At 57.8% G+C, this 21124-nt stretch carries 20 protein-coding genes; 8 read left to right on the top strand and 12 right to left on the bottom strand.

The features are described 5' to 3' along the window. The first annotated feature begins 215 nt into the window (after nt 1-215). Nucleotides 216-500 (top strand): hypothetical protein, encoded by a 285-nt coding sequence (locus tag ACFOYU_RS27360; protein ID WP_377035952.1) that lies wholly within the window; start codon nt 216-218, stop codon nt 498-500. Between the two features lie 144 nt (nt 501-644). Further along, nucleotides 645-1400: a hypothetical protein gene (locus ACFOYU_RS27355; protein ID WP_377035951.1), complete on the top strand. Its 756-nt coding sequence runs from the start codon at nt 645-647 to the stop codon at nt 1398-1400. Nucleotides 1401-1456: 56 nt separating this feature from the next. Here ACFOYU_RS27355 and ACFOYU_RS27350 read toward each other — a convergent pair whose 3' ends face one another. Further along, entirely contained in the window at nt 1457-2062 is a 606-nt protein-coding gene (locus tag ACFOYU_RS27350) for a hypothetical protein (RefSeq protein ID WP_377035950.1), read from the bottom strand. Between the two features lie 324 nt (nt 2063-2386). Here ACFOYU_RS27350 and ACFOYU_RS27345 point away from each other — a divergent pair, with 324 nt between their 5' ends. From ACFOYU_RS27345 to ACFOYU_RS27335, 3 genes are all read left to right on the top strand, one after another. Next, nucleotides 2387-2836, top strand: coding sequence for an RNA polymerase subunit sigma-70 (locus ACFOYU_RS27345; RefSeq protein ID WP_377035949.1), 450 nt, complete (start codon nt 2387-2389; stop codon nt 2834-2836). A gap of 150 nt (nt 2837-2986) precedes the next feature. Then, on the top strand, nt 2987-3952 hold the full coding sequence (locus ACFOYU_RS27340) for a carbohydrate kinase family protein (RefSeq protein WP_377035948.1): 966 nt from the start codon (nt 2987-2989) through the stop codon (nt 3950-3952). Then, nucleotides 3949-4881 carry a pseudouridine-5'-phosphate glycosidase gene (locus ACFOYU_RS27335; protein ID WP_377035947.1) on the top strand — a complete coding sequence of 311 codons (933 nt, stop codon included), beginning with the start codon at nt 3949-3951 and terminating at the stop codon, nt 4879-4881. The genes ACFOYU_RS27340 and ACFOYU_RS27335 overlap by 4 nt, the downstream gene beginning before the upstream one ends. 81 nt (nt 4882-4962) lie before the next feature. Here ACFOYU_RS27335 and ACFOYU_RS27330 read toward each other — a convergent pair whose 3' ends face one another. Continuing rightward, the gene (locus tag ACFOYU_RS27330) at nt 4963-5943 is read right to left on the bottom strand and encodes a S1C family serine protease (protein ID WP_377035946.1); all 981 of its coding nucleotides are present in this window, start codon (nt 5941-5943) and stop codon (nt 4963-4965) included. A 316-nt stretch (nt 5944-6259) separates the two neighbouring features. On the opposite strand from ACFOYU_RS27330, the gene ACFOYU_RS27325 reads away from it, so the two are divergent. After that, nucleotides 6260-7060, top strand: coding sequence for a DUF1194 domain-containing protein (locus ACFOYU_RS27325; protein ID WP_377035945.1), 801 nt, complete (start codon nt 6260-6262; stop codon nt 7058-7060). Between the two features lie 102 nt (nt 7061-7162). Here the strand turns inward: ACFOYU_RS27325 and ACFOYU_RS27320 are convergent, their stop codons facing one another. From ACFOYU_RS27320 to uxaC, 6 genes are read right to left on the bottom strand one after another with little or no spacing between them, the layout of a single operon-like run. Further along, a complete protein-coding gene (locus tag ACFOYU_RS27320) occupies nt 7163-8638 on the bottom strand; it encodes a mannitol dehydrogenase family protein (protein WP_377035944.1) in 1476 nt (491 codons plus the stop codon). Nucleotides 8639-8645: 7 nt separating this feature from the next. Next, nucleotides 8646-9488 carry an ABC transporter permease gene (locus ACFOYU_RS27315; protein WP_226739154.1) on the bottom strand — a complete coding sequence of 281 codons (843 nt, stop codon included), beginning with the start codon at nt 9486-9488 and terminating at the stop codon, nt 8646-8648. Nucleotides 9489-9492: 4 nt separating this feature from the next. Further along, nucleotides 9493-10407, bottom strand: a complete 915-nt coding sequence (locus ACFOYU_RS27310; protein ID WP_226739152.1) for an ABC transporter permease — start codon at nt 10405-10407, stop codon at nt 9493-9495. Next, entirely contained in the window at nt 10407-11492 is a 1086-nt protein-coding gene (locus tag ACFOYU_RS27305; RefSeq protein ID WP_377035943.1) for an ABC transporter ATP-binding protein, read from the bottom strand. Before ACFOYU_RS27305 ends, ACFOYU_RS27310 begins: the two co-directional genes overlap by 1 nt. A gap of 21 nt (nt 11493-11513) precedes the next feature. Then, nucleotides 11514-12701 carry an ABC transporter substrate-binding protein gene (locus ACFOYU_RS27300; RefSeq protein ID WP_226739148.1) on the bottom strand — a complete coding sequence of 396 codons (1188 nt, stop codon included), beginning with the start codon at nt 12699-12701 and terminating at the stop codon, nt 11514-11516. A gap of 54 nt (nt 12702-12755) precedes the next feature. Further along, on the bottom strand, nt 12756-14159 hold the full coding sequence (gene uxaC, locus ACFOYU_RS27295; protein WP_226739146.1) for a glucuronate isomerase: 1404 nt from the start codon (nt 14157-14159) through the stop codon (nt 12756-12758). 119 nt (nt 14160-14278) lie between these two features. Between uxaC and ACFOYU_RS27290 the strand changes: the two genes are divergently transcribed. Together ACFOYU_RS27290 and uxuA are read left to right on the top strand one after the other, a co-directional pair. Beyond that, nucleotides 14279-15007, top strand: coding sequence for a GntR family transcriptional regulator (locus tag ACFOYU_RS27290; RefSeq protein WP_377035942.1), 729 nt, complete (start codon nt 14279-14281; stop codon nt 15005-15007). 141 nt (nt 15008-15148) lie between these two features. Beyond that, a complete protein-coding gene (gene uxuA, locus ACFOYU_RS27285) occupies nt 15149-16345 on the top strand; it encodes a mannonate dehydratase (protein WP_377035941.1) in 1197 nt (398 codons plus the stop codon). Between the two features lie 93 nt (nt 16346-16438). Here the strand turns inward: uxuA and ACFOYU_RS27280 are convergent, their stop codons facing one another. The 4 genes from ACFOYU_RS27280 to ACFOYU_RS27265 all read right to left on the bottom strand — a co-directional run bounded on the left by ACFOYU_RS27280 (nt 16439) and on the right by ACFOYU_RS27265 (nt 21032). Further along, nucleotides 16439-17956: a UxaA family hydrolase gene (locus ACFOYU_RS27280; RefSeq protein ID WP_377035940.1), complete on the bottom strand. Its 1518-nt coding sequence runs from the start codon at nt 17954-17956 to the stop codon at nt 16439-16441. 16 nt (nt 17957-17972) lie between these two features. Beyond that, complete coding sequence (locus tag ACFOYU_RS27275) at nt 17973-19322, bottom strand: TRAP transporter large permease (protein ID WP_377035961.1); 1350 nt, start codon at nt 19320-19322, stop codon at nt 17973-17975. A gap of 22 nt (nt 19323-19344) precedes the next feature. Further along, a complete protein-coding gene (locus ACFOYU_RS27270; protein ID WP_377035939.1) occupies nt 19345-19968 on the bottom strand; it encodes a TRAP transporter small permease in 624 nt (207 codons plus the stop codon). Nucleotides 19969-20036: 68 nt separating this feature from the next. Next, on the bottom strand, nt 20037-21032 hold the full coding sequence (locus ACFOYU_RS27265; RefSeq protein WP_226739274.1) for a sialic acid TRAP transporter substrate-binding protein SiaP: 996 nt from the start codon (nt 21030-21032) through the stop codon (nt 20037-20039). Between the last annotated feature and the right edge of the window lie 92 nt (nt 21033-21124).

Below are 21124 nucleotides of genomic sequence, written 5' to 3'. Positions count from 1 at the left end.
GCAGTTCGCACCAAGGAGGCGCTCTGGACGACCATCGGAGAACTGCTCGACAGCTTCCCGGCGGACGAATGCCAGAACTATCTCAGCAACTGCGGATACGAGTTCACCTAAATCGAATCCGCTCTAATATTGTGTCTAAGCTCTCTAATCCGCCCTAGTCGCGGATCCATGAATCATCAAGATTTTGCCGTTACAAAATTTTACCGATGGTTAGAATGATGGGAGCCGCCATGTCTAAAGGAGCTAGCGGCGTAACAGTCAGTGCCCTTGCCGGCTGGGCGGTGATTACCAGCTATTTCATGCAGCCAGAAGAACTGCCGCCGATATCGAGTTTCGTCGCCTTCTGCGGCTTTCTCTTCGCAGCTGTGGCAATTATATGGGCGATTGACGAACTCGCCGAGATACTACGGGCTTGCTATAAGCATTGGGCCGCCCAGCGAAGTTATTCAGACCAGAAGGGAACAAGTAAATCACCTTCTACGCCAGAGCGTCTCACTTAGGGGCTAAGCAGCCGCCGATTTGCAATATTGAAACCTCATCACTTCAGCAGTAGGATTTAACCAAATTCTAAATATCCGATATACTAATCCAGACAACAGGATATCTCTTGGTAAGCGGTCCAAATTTTATGCCGCGAGGCTCAGATGGACATTGTCAAGAGTATTAAGAATGAGAATCTCGTCTACTGGAGCTGGCGCGGCCTCGTACGCGCAAAATTTTCTTCCACAGCCCGCATAGGCTCGAGCGGTCTATCTCAGGAAATCCGCGTCCACGCGGCAGATAAGAAACACCGCACACTTGTCCTGACACGTGACATCCTCATTGAGAAGGATGACGATGTTTCCTTGGTCTACGTCCGCAGAATCGAAGCAGATAAGGGGGTTCTTGTCGGCATTGTGAATCATTCGAGGAGCAGCTTTCTCGCAATGCCGCAGGGAACTGCGCCTATCAAACTGAGGTCGCCTCTGCTCGTGAAGCTGCTCAAGCGCGTCGAACGCTTCTCGCTCATCGGTGCCATGAGCCTCCTGTCAAGTGTCGCAGCAATATGGCTCCACTTCCTGGTGAATATTCGATTTTCTCTGCCCACCTGGATTTTGATCGGCTCGACCGGACTTGCGCTCCTTTGGTCCTTTACGGTGCTAGCCGACTGGTGGGAAGATAGAGCCGCGCGTTTTCTCCTCTCGGAAACAGAGATCCTTCTGGCTGAAATTCTTTATGAAGGTAGTTTCTCAGAGAATGAGTCCGGCAGCGAGATTAACAACATGTCCAGCAGTTCCAAGTTCCTGCGAGGAACGGAACTCGCCTTGGAGACTGGACCTCTTGTGGACGGATCCCGAGAAACCGAACCTCTACTCCTAAACAGGGCCGAGGCACCGCGTGCGCATTCCTCCGCATCGTAGCGAGCAGTTCATCGATCTGCCCATCCTGCTGTGAAGAGGAGGCTGCGGGGATACGTTCAAAGTCGCTTTGTCGACGATTGTTCAATGATTGTTTCAGACGTCACAACCACCCATCCAGTTTTCGCCTGCTCAATCGATAGGATTTGACCTGCACCAGGTAATACGGCACCGGGAACTACGGCTCGAAGCCCGTCCGGCCCTTCCACCAAAGCGACACCCTGGCTCACGCTCCAAACCACGTACCGCTTGGAAGCCATCTTTACTTCCGATACGGAGGCAGAAGCCGTTTTCGAGCCTTGCGTCTGATCCACCGAACCGTCCTCTTTGAACACGGCCCCAGTCGTGGCTGGATCATAGTTCGTGAACCGTCCCTGAGCCGCGGCAGCAAGGCTTTTATTAACGGGAATGGTGCCGACGATGGGAGGCAGAATACGCGGCACATCCGGTTGACCGGCACTGGCGTGTATGGCGTAGACCGGGAATGCGATTGCAGATACTGTAAGCCCCAGGCCGAGGAATATTGTAACCCGATCTCCCGCCGCCTCTCTGGCGCGGATGATTTCCTCAGGACGCAGGCTCGCTCGCTCACCTGCGCCAGAGCCAAGCCCCTTACGGCCGGCCATTGCCACCTGCTCGAGCACCTTCGCGAATCGAACACTCATCGACGCCAACCTGGTTAGGACTATTTGTCGCAAATCCTGCATCAACAGGCTTAACGCTGGGTAAACAGCCTAAGGAGTATTATCTGCACATCACAGCGCGGCTCACGTGAGCGTCTGGCAGACGCATAATAACACATTATAACGTGCACACGTAAACTCTCTCGAACTCTAAGATACCAGCACAATTTTGAGCCTGATCGGTGCCCCTGATCGACTATTGCTAGTCATCCCTGAAACAATATTTTAGCATTGCCGTTAGCCGAACGAGTGGAAGAGTCTTCGAATACGCTTTTCGCCTAGAGCCAGCTTCCCAGGAGTTCTCCAATGACCACGCTCAAGGAATTCGAGGAAGCCTTGCGTGAGCAAGGAATGAATATGGCACTCGCCGTCCTGCAGAAGCTGCGTGAGCGGGATCGCGCCAAGCGATCCATTGCGCCAGCCCGACGGATCGCCGGTCGCAAAATGACTCCAGAACTTGCCAAGCAAATTCTGGATCTTCATGCGACGACGGATATGACCCAACAGGAAATAGCCTTCAGGCTTGGAGTCAACCAAGGCCGAGTGAATGAGGTCATCAAGCGCGGGAAGTGGCTGCAAGATGATCCTTCCGCACCTGAGGCTGTTGCAAGGGACCGAGCCAAGGCACGCTTGACCGATAGGACGCATACACCGCGCCAAGCCAAGCGAAAGAATCCGCACCCAAGCCCTCGTGAGCAGAAGCGTGATCGGCAGGGCGGAAGCCGCCAAACCGAGCTTGCCTTGGGAGGGGACTAAAGCTCTTAGGAACCATTCAGCCCGATTACTGCAGGTTTGTCCTCGGCTGCATTCCAAGTGAAAGCGTGAGCCGAATGATTCAGTCTCCGGTCAGAACCACCTCTCGACGGCAAGCCGAAGAACAATTTGCCCTTGAGGAAAGGCATAAAGGTGAGACCTACAGGAAGCAAAATAACCTGCGTTGGAGGGGCCGCTGTCGACCGCAAGCTTCGTTCGGAGGCTTCCGTTGTATTCGGGACATCGAACCCGGTGCGCTCCGAGCGCTCCTTTGGGGGAGTCGCTCGCAATGTCGCAGAAAACCTTGCGCGCCTTGGAGCGCAATGTTCTCTTATGTCCCTTCTCGGCAATGACGAGAATGGTCGCCTCATCCTACATCATCTTAATCAGGTCCGTGTCGACACAAGCCTGATCCTCATTTCTGAAGAATACGGCACAGCAGAGTATACAGTGGTCCTGCAGCCCGATGGAAATATTGCCCTCGGCTTGGCCGACATGTCGATTTTCGGCACTTTCTCGCCTGAGCTGTTGCAGAGGGCTTGGCCTGAACTCGCCTCCTCCTCCTGGATCTTTGCTGATTGCAACCTTCCGGCAGAGACGATAGCCGATCTTCTTTCATTGAAACGCCATCACTCTCCCATGCTTGCCGTTGATGCCGTTTCGAAATCCAAGGCATTGCATCTGCCGCCCGATCTGCGCGGCATTGACGCTCTGTTCCTGAATAGCGACGAGGCTCGCTCACTGCTGGGCCAGGATTCAGATGATGCATTCTCCGCGATCGAGGCCGCAGTGAGCCTTCGCCAGCGCGGCGCGGCGCGCGTTATCCTAACCTGCGGTGCAGCTGGGCTCATCGCAGCCGATGAATTGGAGGTAGAGTTCATCAGGGCGGAAGGCACACAGGTCATAGACGTCACTGGAGCCGGGGATTCTCTGATCGCAGCAACTCTGCTCGGGTTGATGAAGGGGAACCCTCTCGCGATCTCTGCCAGACTGGGAATGGTTGCAGCCCGCCTGACGATTGAGCATTCTGCAAGCGTTCGTCCCGATCTTTCGCTCGCCTTGCTGAAAGCATCTATGCCAAGTATTCAGAATCTCATTCTTGAACAAGGATTCCCATGACATCCTATATGGGCCAGCACCATTTCGATGTTGCACCGGAGGTGAAAGCTGCTCTGGAGAATGGTGGAGCGGTTGTCGCCCTTGAATCCACGATCATCACTCATGGGATGCCCCACCCGCAGAACGTTACGACAGCGCTGGACGTAGAGTCAGTCGTACGCAGTAACGGGGCTGTTCCTGCTACCATCGCCGTCATCGCCGGCCGGATCAAGGTAGGCTTGTCTCGGGATGAACTGGAATGGCTCGGCACGGCAGAAGATGTACTGAAACTGAGCCGCTCCGATCTACCCTATGCCGTCTCGGCCAACCGGCATGGATCGACCACTGTGGCGGCTACCATGATCTGCGCTCACCGTGCCGGGCTCAAGGTATTCGCAACCGGTGGCATAGGCGGCGTTCACCGCGGCGTCGAGAAGACAATGGATATCTCCGCGGATCTGGACGAGCTGGCTCATACACCCGTCACTGTTATATGTGCCGGAGCCAAGGCTATTCTCGACCTCCCGCGAACCCTAGAATATCTAGAAACCCGAGGTGTTCCTGTCGTTGGATATCAAACGAACCGATTTCCAGCGTTTTGGAGCCGGGAGAGTGAACTGCCGATCACTATTCGCATCGAGACGCCTGAGGCTGTTGCCGACCTCGTCACTGCAAAGCAGGAACTCGGTCTCAATGGAGGAATTCTGGTCGCCAACCCTGTGCCGGAGGAGGATGAGATTCCAATGCACGAGATGACCGGTTTCATAGAGGATGCCATTGAAGAAGCGAGGAACCACCATGTTACAGGAAAGGCAGTGACGCCTTTTCTGTTGTCTCACATCTTTGAGAAGACCGGCGGCCGCAGCTTGGAAACAAACATTGCTCTGATCAAGAATAATGCCGCCCTGGCGGCACGTATCGCCACTGCTCTCGCGCGACGCATCGGGTAACGTCTACCTCTGCGGGTCCCGCACGAGAGGTAGACGAGCGATCAGGACTCATCCGGCTGCGTCATAGGCCGGAGACGATCCTCATTGAAGGCGCGGCGGCTTCATGAAGCGATTCCGATCGGCAGACGTGACCGTGACATCAAACCTGTCGCCTTCGCGTTCCAGAGTAAGCGGCACATCCACCCCTGCCCTCCCGAGCGCCCACATCGCACGATAGAAATCCGGCAGCGATGAAACCGGCGCACCTGCTACCGCATGTACGATGTCTCCAGCGCGGAGGCCCGCCCGCTGTGCAGGCGCATCTCCTGCAAGCCCGACGATGATGACGAGGCTGTCTTCCGCTTCAGTCGCATAAAGTCCAAGCCAGGGCCGAGGTGGGCGGTTCGTCCGTCCCAAAGTCAGGAGGTCGTCAAGAATCGGCTTTAGGAGATCGATAGGCACACTCATGTTGAGCGGAACGGCGCGTCCACCCGATGCCTGGTGCTGCAGTTGAAGTGAGCCTATACCGACGAGATCACCCTTGGGTCCGATCAGGGCCGCGCCACCCCAATTAGGGTGAGCAGGCGCGGTAAAGATCGCATCATCAATGAGGTATTCCCAGTAACCGGCGAACTCCTGTCGGGCTACGACCTGCGCGGCAAGGGAACGGGAGGGCCCACCCGCGCCTCCCATAACGACGGAAGTCCCTGCACCTAGACGCCGTGCATCCCCCAATCCTAGGACCGGAACATCGAGCGCCCCCAGCGCCTGAACAAGGCCGAATCCGCTCTCATAGTCATAGGCGATTATGTGGGCCTGGACGGCTCGCCCGTCGCCTGTTCGAAGCCAGACCTCATCTGCCTCGGCGATCAGGTACCCTATGGTCAGAACGAGCCCATCGGTGCGAATGGCGACTCCGTACCCTGCTCGCTCCGTTCCAAGGGTATGTGCCGTGAAGGCATCGGAAGGAACTGTGGTTCTCAGGGATACGACCGCGTTCAAGGCATGCTTGAGGTCGTAAGAGAACGCCTTCGGATCGGGCTGAAAATCGGGCGGAATCTGCCACTCATCCGGTGTGTGCATGGGAGGCTCCTCAGCTCGGCTCGACTTGGTAACCTTCGCAATCGTGTAACGGTTCAATCTAGCCATAGAACTTAAGCCTGAGCGCACCCCCATTGAAGGACGGTTCGGCTGCTGTCATCCAGTTCGATCAGCCAATCACCGTTAGGCCATACTCTGCCTTGCACCGCCGCACCACGGCTTTTCTTTCCTATGCTCTGGCAGGCAGGGGCATTAGCCACCCTATAGATGCAAGCCTACTCGTCCCTTCTTCGGTGAAAAGGCTTGCCGGAAGGTGATTTCGATCCACTTTTTGTTCTTTCAGACACTGGAGGCCGCGATGGCACCGAGGCTCCGTAGTATAGTTACACTCCTGTCAGCGGCGTATTTATGGACATCCCTCTCGGTAACCGCCAAGGCAGAAACCGAAGTCGATCTCGCCCTTGTTTTGGCGGTTGACGTCTCGCGCTCCATGGATCCGGATGAACAGGAACTTCAGCGTCAGGGCTTCATCGAAGCCTTCCGTTCCTCTCTCGTGCACGACGCCATCCGCAACGGCATGCTTGGGCGGATCGCCGTTACCTATGTCGAATGGTCCGGTGTGGACGACCAAACCGTAATCGTCCCTTGGACGGTCATTGGCGATTCCGAAGGTGCGATAAAGTTCGCTGATGGGCTCAGCCAAACCCCCATCGGGCGCATACGACGTACATCTATTTCCGGCGCCATCGACTTCAGCGTGCAGCTACTTGGGGAAATGGACGTGGAGCCAATGAGAAGGGTTATCGACATCTCCGGAGACGGGCCCAACAGCAGCGGAAGGGGAGTCGTAAAAGCACGGGATGAGGCTGTTGCACGAGGCATAACGATCAATGGCCTCCCAATTATGCTGAAACGTCCCTCGGGCTTCGGCGATATGGAGAATCTCGACCATTACTACCGCGATTGTGTCATTGGCGGACAGGGCGCGTTCCTCATTCCTGTGCGCGAGCGTCATCAGTTTGCAGAGGCGATCAGAACGAAGATCATCCGCGAAATCGCGGGACTTCCCCCTCAGGCGCAAATCGAGAGAGTACAAGCAGAAGCCCCTGTAGACTGCTTGGCCGGTGAGCGTCGCATGTACCGTTGGAACAGGAACTGAGAGCAGAACCGCTCTTCTTTCAACCTCATGCATGAAGCCAAGGGACAATCTCTTGACACCCGCTTTCTTACGCTTCAGGCTTTCTGATCGGCAGTTAGCGTCTCAAGGTAGTTCGGCTACGGTGCGCCTCGCCCCATTTTCGTAGAGCCTGCGCAGACACTCAGTGACCGCATCCGTAAAGCGGGCATCATGAGGAAGGTCACGCCCGAAGATCTCAGTTACGGTGAAGAGCTTCTGCGAGAGGTGCTCAATGGATCCTTCAGCCTCGTTAGCCAATGACCGGAGACGCGCCGCCATCGGATCGCGTACATCGATCGGTGCACCGGTCTCGTCGAACCCGGTGACATATCGCATCCAGCCGGCAACTCCGAGAGCCAGGCGCTTGATGGGTGCATCCTCACGGAGCCGGTCACGGATTGTGCCTAGGAGCCTTTGCGGCAGCTTCTGTGAGCCATCCATTGCAATCTGCCAGGTACGATGTCGTAGGGCCGGATTCTTGAACCGCTCGATCAAGGCGCGCTTGTAGGACGAGAGGTCCGCGCCTGGCGGCATATGCAGAGTCGGCGTAACCTCCTCATCCATAAGCCCTTCCACAAGCCGGACGAAGGACGGATCGGCCATGGCTTCCGCGACCGTCCGGTACCCTGCAAGATAGCCGAGATAGGCCAACGTCGAATGGCTTCCATTAAGAAGCCTGAGCTTCATGTGCTCATAAGGCTCCACATCTGCCACGAACTCAGCCCCGGCGTCCTCCCAGGCGGGTCGCCCTTGCGGGAAGCGGTCCTCGATCACCCATTGGGTGAAAGGCTCTGTTACAACGGGCCATGCATCAGCCATGCCGAGACGCTGACTGATCCGCTGCCTGTCCTCATCGCTGGTAGCCGGCACAATCCTGTCCACCATCGTTGACGGACAAGAAACCTCCTCTGCTATGAAGCGCCCCAGCTGAGCGTCAAGCAACTCGGCAAAGCGCGTGATAACCCGCTTCACAGTACGGCCGTTCGCCGGAAGATTGTCGCAGGTGAGAACAGTAAAGGGCGGTACCCCTTTGGCATGGCGACGGCGCAAGGCTTCCACGATCAATCCAGGTGCAGTGTGGGGCCTGTTCGGTGTCGCCAAGTCTTGAAGGACATCGGGATGTTCCTCGTTGAGGTTGCCCGTCGCCGGATCATGGCAGTAGCCCTTCTCCGTGACCGTCAAGGTCACGATACGGGTTGCCGGGGTCGTCATGGCGTCGAGCAGGTCATCGACATTATCGCGCGCAACGATCACCCGCAGGATCGAGCCAATGACGCGTAATGCCTCGCCCTGCTGTGAGCGAACGGAAAGTGTGTAGAGGCCGTCCTGGGGAGAAAGAGCGTCGTAGGTATCGGGGCTGCGCAAGCTTGCGGCGACAATGCCCCAACTTGGATCACGGGCTAGCACGTCGTCCGTGTAGACGGCCTGGTGAGCCCGGTGGAAGGCACCCACACCCAAGTGCACGATACCCGGGGAAACACCCCTGCGCGAGTAGGCCGGACGCAGGATTTCGACAGGAACCTCTCCCAATCCGGCCGCATTCAAACGCCTCTTAGACATTCTGCCCTCAATGCGCCGGTTGCTGCTTCGCGCGGGTGACGATCTGAGTCGGATTCACAAATCGCAGGGCAATGATAAGCCATACCAGAGTCGTCACCATATAGATGACTGCCATGGCGTCGATGGATTGCACTGCCCGCACACCGGCCGCAAACACCGCATAATAGAGTGCCACAACGAGAGTCTGGCTCGTCGGTCCAGCCACCAGGAAGGTAAGCTCGAACATGGCGATGGTTCGCACGAGCACCAGCAGGAGCGCCGCGAGGATCCCCGGCAGGAGGAGCGGCAGGAGCACGTGGATGAACAGCTTGAAGGTGTTTGCTCCGAACACCCGGGCGGCGGCTTCGATCTTCGGGTCGATTTGCTCGATGAAAGGAATCATCACCAGGATCACGAACGGAACGGTCGGCACGAGGTTAGCGGCGACCACCCCCCAGAACGTGCCGGCGAGCCCGGTTTGGTAGAGAACGGTTGCAAGAGGGATACCGAAGGTGATCGGCGGGATCAGCAGCGGCAGCAGGAAAAGGAGCACAAGCAGCCGCTTGCCCATGAAGTCGCGTCGAGCCAGTGCATAGGCAGCAGTAACGCCAAGAATGCCGGAGATTAGAACAACAGCGCCTACAATCTGGAAGGTGACGAGGAGGACGTCTCCCAGTTGGAACTCGCTCCAGGCGGAATCGTACCAGCGGGTCGTCCAGCCGGCCGGCAGCCATGTGCCAAGCCAGCGAGTCGCGAAGGAACTTGTCACCACGGTTCCAATCATCGCGAAGAGATTAAGCACGAAAAAGATGACGATAGCCCAGATGGCGACAGCCCAGAGCTTTGCGGCGAGAGTAGTGTCGCGGATCATGAACTCATCCTTTCGCGCCGCTTGCTGGACCGCGGTAGAAGAGGCCACGGGAGGCAAGTACGGCTACTACGATACCAAGCTGCACGAAGCCCATGATCATGGCGACTGCCGAAGCCATCGAGTAGTCATACTCCTCGAAAGCCGCTTGGTAGGCGGCAATCGAGATGACGCGGGTGGGGCCAGCGGGAGCCCCGAGGAGTACGGCCGAGGGAAACACCGAGAAAGCTTGCACGAACGATAGGCAGAAAGTGATGGCAAAGCCCGGCATCAACAGCGGAAGGTAGATATATCGAAAGCGCTGCCAGGAGCTCGCTCCGAGCGTCGCTCCCGCCTGCTCCAATGCAGGATCGATCCCGGTCACGTATGAAAGGGTAAGAAGAAATGTGAATGGAAACCCGGTGATCACCAAGGACGCAAAGACGCCCCAGTAGTTATGGACAAGCTTGAGCGGCTCCGATATTAGCCCGATCGTCATCAGTGTGCGGTTGAACCAACCCTGCGGGCCCAGATAGTTCAACAATCCCTCAGCCACTAGCACCGTACCCAGCGTGATCGGCAGGACGAGAATTGTCGTCAGGAGCCGCTGATGCCGCATCAGGCGGACGCGAAAGGCGATCGGCACTGCCAGCAGTAAATTCAGGAGCGTCACGGGCACAGCTAGCCAGAGTGTCTTCGCGATGGTGTCATAGAGAAACGCATCGGAGAAGAAACGTCGGTAGTTGGCGAGCCAGTCGCCGCCGGCCTTAGGCGTGAAAGACAGAATGAAGCCGAAGGCAAAAGGGTAGACGAACAACAAAAGACTGAAGATGGCTGCCGGTACCACGAGGAGAGTGACCGCATCGAAGCCCCGAGCCGCGAACCTCTGACGCAGACTCGGTCCGTGAAGTGTGGCGGCAGGCGCTGGCGCGAGTGCATCCATCAATCCCTCCCTCGGATCGCGTCGGCGAAGACGAGAATGCGTTCGTCCGCAGCCCGAAGATGAATGTTCGCTCCAGGTTCAACGGCATGATGGGAGCGGAACACGAGGTCGAGCCCGCCTGCCGAATGGGCTGTGCCGACGAACTCGCGACCACGGTACTCCATGGTGTCAACCTTGACCGCAAGCGTATTGGAACCGGGCTCACCGACCTCAAGGTCGTCAGGGCGGATTGCAGCATAGGCTGCAGAGCCAAGTGATAGTCCCTCTCGCGCGACTCCGCTGATCTTGGCACCCTCCACATCGAGGATGATCCGGTCACTCTCGTTTGCGACCACCCGACCCCTAAGCTTGTTGCGGAAGCCCATGAAGTCGGCAACGTCGAGATGGGCCGGTTCCTCGTAAAGTTCTTTCGGTGTTCCCACCTGACGCACCACCCCATCTCGCAGGACCACGATCCTGTCTGCCAGTGAAAGGGCCTCGTCCTGATCGTGGGTGACGTAAATCGTCGTCGCGCCAAGTTCATTGTGGATGCGCCGGATCTCGGCTCGCATCTCAAGGCGTAGTTTCGCATCAAGATTGGACAGCGGCTCATCCATCAGGACCAGTGGTGGCTCGATAACGATGGCGCGAGCAATCGCTACACGCTGCTGCTGACCGCCTGAGAGCTGCCCAGGCAGCTTGTTTTCCTGTCCATGAAGGCGGACCAAGCCTAGAGCCTCATCGACTTTGCGGTCGATCTCAGCCTTCGGCACACCGCGCATCTTGAGACCGAACCCAATGTTTTGGCGCACATTCAGATGCGGAAAGAGCGCGTAGTTCTGGAAAACCATGCCGAACCCGCGCTCCTCCGGCCTCAGGGTATCGACCCGGCTTTTATCGAGCCAGATCGCTCCCCCCGTGACGGGAAGAAGACCCGCAATGCAGTTCAGCGTCGTTGACTTGCCGCAACCGGATGGACCGAGAAGCGCGATGAACTCGCGCCTTTTGATCGTTAGGCTCACATCGCGAAGGGCGTTGAGCGCCCCGAAGTCGCGACTGACGCGATCAAGCCGAACTTCCTCGAACTGTGAAAGAGCTATCGTCATTGCAGATCCTCTTCTCAGCTCTTACTTGCGTTTTGCCCCGCCGACCTGCTCATCCCACATCCGGAAGGCGACCACCATCTGTTCGGGCTGGAGCGGCAGCTCGATAGGATTCTCGGCAATCATCTTCTCGTATTCGGGACGTCCGAACTCCTCTATCGCCTGCTGGCTTTCCGGAGGAGCCATATCGAGTGTGACGCCCTTCACAGCCGGACCGGGATAGAAATAGCCTTCATCGTAGGTGTAGGCCTGCTGCTCCTTCGTCAGCAGGAAGCTCATCAAATCAAGAAGAACGGCGACTTTCTCGTTAGACAGCCCTTTTGGAACGCACATGTAGTGCGCATCCGCGACCCAATGGAATCCCTTCAGTGCCCCGATCTTGGCCTCCTTCGGCACGACACCGAGAACGCGGGGGTTGATGTCCCATCCAGTCGTGGTGACAGTCATGTCTCGAGAGCCCTCACCCAGCTCCTTCATGACCGCACCGGTGCCGGACGGATAATATTCGATGTTCTGACCGAGCTCCTTCAGGTAAGCCCAGGTCTTGTCCCAGCCCCTGGCCGGATCCTGCGGATTGCTATCACCGAGGATATAAGGCAGCCCCATGATGAAGGTGCGGCCAGGCCCGGAATTGGCCGGACGGGCATAGATGAACCGGTTTGGATTGGCCTTGGTCCAGGCAAGCAGTTCCTCGGCTGTTGTCGGGACGTTCTGTACCTTACCAGGCATGTACTCAAGGAGAGGACCGGAAGGGTAATAGGTGACGACGACGCCATGCCCTTTGGCAAGCGTCTGCATTCTGGCAGCAGCCGGAATGTAGATTTCCTCGAGGTTGGGAAGTGATTTTGCGTAGGTTGGGATCAACTCAACCCAAAGGTTTTGCTCAAGGCCGGCGGAGAGAGCATCCGTGCCGGTGAGGACGAGATCGATATCGACACGGCCGGCATCCTGTTGCGCCTTGATCTTGCCTGCGAGTTCCGGCGCAGGCGCCTTTGTGAAGGTGATGCGCGACACGAGATTGGGTTTCGCCTTCCGGTAGTTTTCGATCGCCTTTTGAGTCAAGGCCAAGTTGCCGGCTACGTCGATGATGTTCAGCGTAACGGGGCTCGTGGGTAGCGCTTGCTGCGCGAAGGCCGACCCACCGAGTGCCGCGACACCGGCAGCACCAGCCATACCACCGACGAAGGTCCTTCTGGTAATCAAGCTAGTCATCCTTTTCCTCCCGTTCTGTTCTGTGCAACATGACTTGCTGGACCCTGCCATGCGTCACAGTTTGTAGGCCTCTTTGGCGAGGCGATATGCGAGGTCGTAGGCCACCTCATGCGCCTCATCCTCGTCGAGGCGATGAGTCGTCACGAGTTTGGCGAGAAAAGCGCAATCGACGCGGCGGGCCATGTCATGGCGGGCAGGGATGGACAGATAGGCCCGAGTGTCGTCGTTGAACCCGACAGTGTTGTAGAAGCCGGCCGTTTCGGTCGTGAGCTCCCGAAACCTGCGCATTCCCTCGGGCGCATCGAAGAACCACCATGCCGGCCCCAGTTTCAGGGCCGGATAGTGTCCGGCAAGAGGGGCGAGCTCGCGCGAGTAACTCGTCTCATCAAGAGTGAAGACGATAAGCGTGAAATTGCGCTCGTTACCAAACCGGTCGAGCAAGGGCTTAAGAGCACGCACGTAGTCCGTCCGTGATGGAATGTCGGCTCCCATGTCCCGACCGAAGCGCGAGAAGATCGTCCGATTATGGTTGCGGAACGATCCCGGATGGATCTGCATCACCATGCCGTCTTCGACACTCATCGCAGCCATCTCCGTGAGCATCTGAGCCCGAAAGAGTTCCGCATCATCAGAGCTTGCTGCCGCAGTGGATACACGGCGAAACAGAGCCTCGGCCTCAGCCAGCGGGAGATTCGCAGTTCGGGCGGTTGGATGTCCATGATCGGTCGAGGTGGCGCCGTACTCGCGAAAGAAGGCACGGCGCCTGCGGTGGGCCTCAAGATAGCCATGCCAGCTCAGCGTGTCGCAGCCGGTGATCTCGCCGAATCGAGCAAGATTCTGCCGGAATCCTTCGAATTCGGGATCGATCACCGGGTCGGGACGATAGGCCGTGATCACGCGTCCGCCCCACCCGGATTGACGAATGGCCTCGTGCTGCTTCAGCGGGTCGAGTGGGCTCTCGGTCGTGGCGATAGCTTTGATGCCGAAGCGTTCGAATAAGGCCCGAGGGAGGAACTCCGGCGTGCGCAGCGCCGCATCGATCCGGTCGTAGTAGACGTCGGCGGTTTCCGCAGAAAGGCGCTCGGTGAATCCGAAGAGCGTTGCGAATGTGTGGTCGAGCCAGATCCGTGTCGGGGTTCCGCGAAACAGGTAGTAGTGCTCGGCAAAGCGTCGCCAGATCTTCCGTGGATCGCGCTCGACGGGACTTCCGTCTCTTGTCGGAACACCAAGGTCCTCCAGCCTTACGCCCTGGCTGTAGAGCATCCGGAATATGTAGTGGTCGGGAATAACGAATAGGGTTGCCGGGTCGGGAAAAGGCTCGTTTTCAGCAAACCACCGAGGATCCGTGTGGCCATGCGGCGACACGATGGGCAAATCCCGAATGCCGGCATAAAGCCGTCGCGCCACCTCGCGAGCAGAAGGTTCGGCAGGAAACAGCCTCTCCGGGTGGATCAGCATCGCATTCTCCCTGAACGCACCCGCCCCAGCCTTTTCTTCGGCTGGTTTCAGGCGCGACAGTAGACAGCTTAGAGCGGTCTCGGCACCTTTGCAATGCCCTACTAGTATGGTAGAGTGCCATGATGAATGACTTAACCCTTAAGAAAATTGATCTCGAGCGAGAACCGATAGCCCGACAGGTCACGCGCGCTCTGCGGCAAGCCATTGTGAGCATGCAACTCTTGCCAGGGGAGATGCTGTCGGAGCAGGAATTGGCCCGCCGGTTCGGCGTCAGCCGTTCACCTGTGCGAGAGGCTTTAATCAAGCTGAGTGAAGCAGGCCTGGTACGCGTACTCCCTCAGCGAGGCACGCAGGTCGTGAAAATTTCGCGCGCAGGGGTCGAAGATGCCCGGTTCATTCGGGAAGCGGTGGAATGCGCTGTCGTACGAGAAGCGGCGTTAAAGGCCACTCCTGTCATGATATCGGAATTGAGCGCCAGCCTCACGAGACAGCGCCGCGCTCAACGATCACTCTCTACAGAGGATTTCCTTGCTCTCGATGAAGAATTCCATCGCCTTTTGGCCGAAACAGCCGGGCGCCCTTCTGCATGGCGGATGGTAGAGGATATCAAGCCTCAGATGGATCGTGTGCGGTTTCTCGATATGACGAAAGCGGTACCGCGCCACGCGGTCATCGCACAACATGCTGTTATCGTAGATGCTATCAAGTCCAGGGATCCCGCTGCGGCAGAGGCCGCCATGCGCCATCATATGAGTGAAATACTCCGGTCCTTGCCGGAACTCGCCGGACAGCACCCCGACCTCTTCGAACCCGAAGCGGTTATGTCTCCTGAGGTGCTCAGCGCCTGAAGCCCGTCGTGTTTCGATCGCGACACAATAAGCATCGCTCAACACTCATGTCAGGCATCTCTCCAAAAATGGCCCAAGCTGTCGTTTAGGAAACCAAGTACGCTGCCGGCACCTGAGTTCGGCACCAATGAGGTGATCAGTATGGAGCAGACTTGGCGTTGGTTCGGTCCGGAGGATGTTGTCCAGCTTTCGCATGTCCGCCAGACAGGAGCGACAGGGATTGTAACCGCACTCCATCACATCCCTTATGGGGTCGTCTGGCCCGTCGAGGAAATCAAGGCCCGCAAGGCGCTCATCGAGTCAGATTCGTCCCTTCAGCTGCGCTGGAGCGTTGTTGAAAGCCTCCCGGTGCACGAGAGCATCAAGATTGGCGAGGGCCGTCTGGCCCCTTTATTCGATAATTATCGACAATCCCTGAGAAATCTCGCGGAATGCGGAATCACCACCGTCTGCTATAATTTCATGCCTGTCATCGATTGGGCCCGCACGGAACTCGCATTCCCTCTGCCCGGTGGCGGGACGGCTCTTCGCTTCAATGCACATGAGTATGCCGCCTTCGATTGCTTCATGTTGCAGCGTCCAAGAGCTGAAGCAGATCATTCACCCGACGTCCTAGCTCTCGCAAAGAAGTGGTTCGACAGCTCATCGGAATCCGACCGCGAAAGGCTTCTCGCCAACATCATGGCCGGCCTGCCTGGTGCCTTCGACCGCTACGATATCCCCGGTCTGCGTCGAGTGCTTGAACGCTACAAGGATGTCGATACGGGCCAGCTCCGGGAGAACCTCGCAACATTTTTGCGCGAAATCATCCCAGTTGCTGAGGAGGTGGGAATTCGGATGTGCATCCACCCTGACGACCCTCCACGCTCGCTGATGGGTTTGCCACGTATCGTGTCGAATGAGGATGATCTGGGCTTCATTCTTAGTGTGACCAACTCTCCTGCCAACGGATTGACGCTCTGCAGCGGATCCCTTGGAGCGAGCGCCTCAAACGACGTTCCAGCCATCGCAAAGCGCTTCGCAGACCGCATCTGGTTCGCGCATCTACGCAATGTTTCGAAAGAACCTGACGGCTCCTTCATGGAAGCCGACCATCTCGGCGGAGACACAGATATGGTTGCGGTCGTCATTGCTCTTCTCGAAGAGCAAAAACGTCGTTTGGAATCGGGAGTGCCATATTGGCGCATTCCAATGCGCCCGGACCATGGCCACGAGCTCCTCGATGATGTGGGAAAGCCGACGCATCCGGGCTATCCGGCCATCGGCCGGCTCAAGGGACTCGCCGAATTACGAGGTGTAATGACAGCTGTCGCCGCCCTTCGAAGCCTGCCGCTCTAACGCCCTTCACTGATAGCCGAACGCGCGGATATTCCTGCAGCAGGAAAAGCCGGGCTCCCATGAGGGCCTGTTTCCGAGCAATGCCATACGCTGCTACATCACGGCGCCAACCTGCCAGGGAACGAACTCCAGATCGCCGTATCCCAGATCCTCCGATTTCGTATGCTCCCCGGATGCAACCTGCAGGAGTCTCCCGAAGATCTCCTTCCCCTTGTCCTCAAGGGATACACCGTCGAGGATATCGCCGCAGTTGATGTCCATATCGTCCATCATACGGCGGTAGATGTCGGAATTTGTCGCCAGCTTAAGGGAAGGCACGGGCTTCGCGCCGAACGCCGATCCTCGGCCGGTGGTGAAGGCAATCAAGTTCGCACCGCCAGCGACCTGTCCGGTAGCAGCGACCGGATCGTATCCCGGTGTATCCATATAGACGAAACCGTGCTCGCGCACCGGTTCCGCATACTCGTATACGGCGCGAAGCGTAGACCGCCCGCCCTTCGCGGAAGCGCCAAGGGACTTCTCGAGGATCGTGGTAAGGCCGCCTGCCTTGTTGCCGGGTGATGGATTGTTGTTCATTTCACCGCCGTTGCGTGCCGTGTACTCTTCCCACCAGCGGATGCGAGAAACGAGCTTTTCACCCACCTCTCGGGTCGAAGCGCGCCGGGTCAGCAAGTGCTCGGCACCATAGATCTCGGGTGTTTCCGACAGGATCGAGGTTCCACCGTGGCGCACAAGCAGGTCGGAAGCCATTCCAAGCGCTGGATTAGCGGTCAGACCCGAGTAGCCGTCCGATCCTCCGCATTGGAGGGCGAGGACCAGCTCCGAAGCGGGTCGTGTCTCGCGCTGCGCCGCTGATGCGAGGGGCAGCATACCTTTCACGGCCTCTACGATGGCCTGGACTGTCCGTCGGGTCCCACCGGTCTCCTGGATTGTCAATGTCCGGAATGTATCGGTTTCCGTGAGCCCGTAATCCTGCTTCATGCGTCCGATTTGGAAGACTTCGCAGCCGAGGCCCACCATCACTACGCCTGCGAAGTTCGGGTGACTGGCATAGCCCCATTGTGTGCGACGGAGAATGTCGAAGCCTTCGCCATAGGCTGCGTGCCCGCAGCCCGTGCCGTGCACGATTGCGACGATGCCGTCGATGCCAGGGTAATCGCGCAGGATCCCTGAGCGCTCCACCTCGGCCGCCGCGAAGCGCGCAACGGAAGCCGAGCAGTTTACGGACGTGAGGATACCGATGTAGTTGCGGGTACCGGTCTTCCCCGAGGCACGGCGATATCCTTGGAACGTGGCCCGCATCTCGGGAGGCAGCAGTTCATCGTCGTGAGCATCCTCGCAGAAGGCATAATCGCGCTCGAAATCGTGCAGGCCCACATTGTGCTCGTGGACCCATTCACCTGGGGCGATATGGCCTTTGGCGAATCCGATGATCTGGCCGAACTTGATGACCGGCTCGCCTTCCCGTATCGGCTCCACGGCCATCTTATGGCCGCGTAGAATGCGCTCGCGGGCTGTCAGTCCAGCCGCCTGGTCCCCCTGCCCGACCAGATCGATGGCAATCACGACATTGTCGTCGGCAGAGAGGCGGATCGTGCGGGGCATGTTCATAGCAACTGCATCAATTTCAAAGATAACCAAGCTCTTTTAGGAAGCGTGGCAACCAAAGGACGGTTTCGGGAACGAAAGTAATCAGCACGAGAACGAGGAGGAGCGGTACCAACCAAGGGGCGCAAGCCCTCATACATTCTTCGAGCGAGATATTGGCAACCCGCTTCAGCACGTAGAGCACCATGCCGACAGGCGGCGTAAGAAGTCCGATCATGAGGTTCAGCACCATGATGATACCGAAATGGATCGGATCGATGCCGAGTTGCACTGCGACCGGTAGCAGCACGGGGGTCAGGATCGTGATCGCCGCGATCGTTTCCATGAAACAGCCGACGATCAACAGAAAGATATTGATGAGGATCAGGAACGTAACCGGGTTAGCCGCATAGGTGATGATCCATTCGCCGAGAGCATCGGTGGTTCGGGTCGTCGTAAGCACCCAGCCGAAAATGGACGCTCCCGCGACGATGAACAGCACGACCGCCGTGGTCTCGATCGTGTCCATCGTGACCCGGATGAACTGGCGCATGCTGAGCACGGAGTAGCGTGGCCGCTGCCCGCGCGCCATGAGCACGACATTAAAAACACGGTGAATAACGACCGACAGCAGAAGTGCGTACGCACAGGCGAAAACCGCAGCCTCTGTAGGAGTGAACAAACCGAAGCTCATGCCTCCGATGATGATCGCCGGCGTCAACAAGGGCAGGAAGGCGTTCACGAAAGACCAGCCCAGACGGCTCAGCTTGAACGAGGCATCTCGGCCGATACCGTACCGGTGCGCATAAATCACCACGGTTCCCGAAAGAACGACCGCCATGATCAAGCCGGGGATGATCCCGGCCACGAACAGGGCATTGATCGAAGCATTGGCGACGACACCGTAGATGACGAGAGGGAGGGATGGGGGGATGATCGGACCGATGGTCGATGACGCCGCTGTCAGGCCGACTGCGAGTTTGGTGCCATAGCCGTGATCGCGCATCGCTTTGATTTCGATGGTGCCGATGCCGCCTGCATCAGCGACGGCAGTGCCGGACATGCCTGCAAAGATGACGGATCCCGCGACGTTCACATGGCCGAGGCCGCCTTTCAGCCAACCAACGGCAGCCACGGCGAAATCATAAATCTGCTTCGTGATCCCCGATGAGTTCATCAGGTTTCCGGCCATGATAAAGAAGGGCACAGCCAGCAGGGGGAATGAATCCACGCCGTTCACCATCCGGTGAATGACGGTGATGACCGGAGTCGTCACCTCTCCCGTCCAACTCCCGACGAGAAGGAAGAGAAGGGATGAGCCGGCAAGTGCCACGGCGATGGGAACGCCGATGACGATCATGACGAGGAGTGCGGCAATCATCATACCGATGAGCATGTCGTTCTCTCCGTGCTCAATCGAGAATCAAGCCATGAGGCGTGTCTGCCCCTCGACCGCGCAGGCGGCGAGCAAAACGCAGGGCCGCATGAATCGTCATGCCGGCCAAGGCTGCGGAGACGGCCCAGTACAGGTATGCTTTCGGGATATCGATGGAAACCATATAGCCTGGCGCCAAGGCTCCAAGTTGGTAGGCATACCAGGCCATCGCGCCGCAGAAGAGCGCCACGAGCCCGTCCACCATTACCAACGTGGCATGCTTCACTTTGCGGGGCAGAAAGATAAGGAGCGCCTCCACCGCGATATGCGAACCCTTGCGCATGGCCGTGATGGAGCCGACGAATGTTACCAGAACAAGAAGATAACGAGCGATCTCCTCGGTCCATCCGAGGGAGTCGTTGAGGACGTAACGGGTCCAGAACTGGAGAAAGACGACCGCGAAAAGTGCCCAGAAGATCGCAAATACCACGATATCCGACCACCGCAGGTCAGAGAGGTCGACGTGCGCCTCCTTCTCTTGCCACTGCTCGAAGAGCACATCCACGTCGTTGTGCGAATGCTCCGACGCCGCGCTCACGTGGTGGGCGGCAGGCGCGCTGGAAGTACTGGTTCTTTGTTCCTTGGAACTGAGCTCTGGCATCTCGTCCCTCGCTGGACAGTGGCTCGATAACCCTCTCCCCGGAAGGGGAGAGGGCGGAGGGGCACAACTCAGTTGGTGCGAGATTGAATCGCCTGAAGGCGATCATAGACAGCCTTGTCCCACGTTGCGTCGGAGCCAAGATGCATCTTGACCACCGCTTCCCGGAAGGGCTTGCGATCGACGGCAACAACGTTCTTGCCCTCGCCCTTGAACCAGTCGACGAGGTCTTTCTCCATCTTGACGATATCGTTCGTGCAGTTATCCGCCGCTTGGGACAGGATTTCTGAGAGGATCTTCTGCTCGTCCGGCGTAAGTCGCTTCATCGTCCCTCCCGAAACGATGGTCAGCAGCGCATCCGTGATGTGCCCTGTCAGAACGATGTTCTTCTGGACCTCGTGAAACTTCTTGGCCTGGATCGTGACGAGCGGGTTCTCCTGAGCGTCGACCACGCCCTGTGACAGAGCAAGGTAGACCTCGGCAAAAGCAATGGGTGTTGGATTGGCGCCGACTGCCTTCGGGAACATCGCATAAAGGGGTGCGTCGGGCACTCGGATCTTCAGGCCCTTCATGTCCTCCGGCTTCGTGATGTCCTTATTGGCGGTGACGTGCCGTTCGCCGTAATAGGTAAGGCTCACGACCTGATGGCCAGTGCGCTTCTCGTAACCCTGGCCCAGCTCCTTGAAGAGGTCTGACTTGCGAAACGCATCCCAATGAGCAAAGTCGCGGAACATGTAAGGCGCGCCGCCAATGGCAAGAGGACCGTAGGCGCGTCCGGCGAAGAGCTGACCGGTATAGATCATGTCGACCGTGCCGAGGGAAAGCCCCTCGTTGATATCGCTCTCCTTACCGAGAGATGAGGCCGGAAAGACCTCGATGGCATATTTGCCGTTGGTTCTTTTGCTGAACTCCTCTCCAGCCCAAAGAGCCCACTTGTGATACGGCTCGCTGGCCTCGTACACATGTGCGAATTTCAGCTTCGTTTGGGCACTGGCAGGCAACGCCGGAACCACGAGGGCTGCGGTTGCGATGAGGCCGAACGCAAGGCGGCGGGTCAAAAATGACATGCAGGCACTCCTCCCTGAGTTTCCGGCTCTCCGGCCGGTTCGTGAGTGGATGCGAGCGGATTCGCTCACATGGAAACCGCGACAGGCTGATG

The organism is Microvirga sp. GCM10011540 (assembly GCF_042650665.1).
Lineage (GTDB): Bacteria > Pseudomonadota > Alphaproteobacteria > Rhizobiales > Beijerinckiaceae > Microvirga > Microvirga lenta.
Note: the sequence above shows the minus strand (reverse complement) of the source record. Positions and strands in the feature narration are given on the sequence as shown.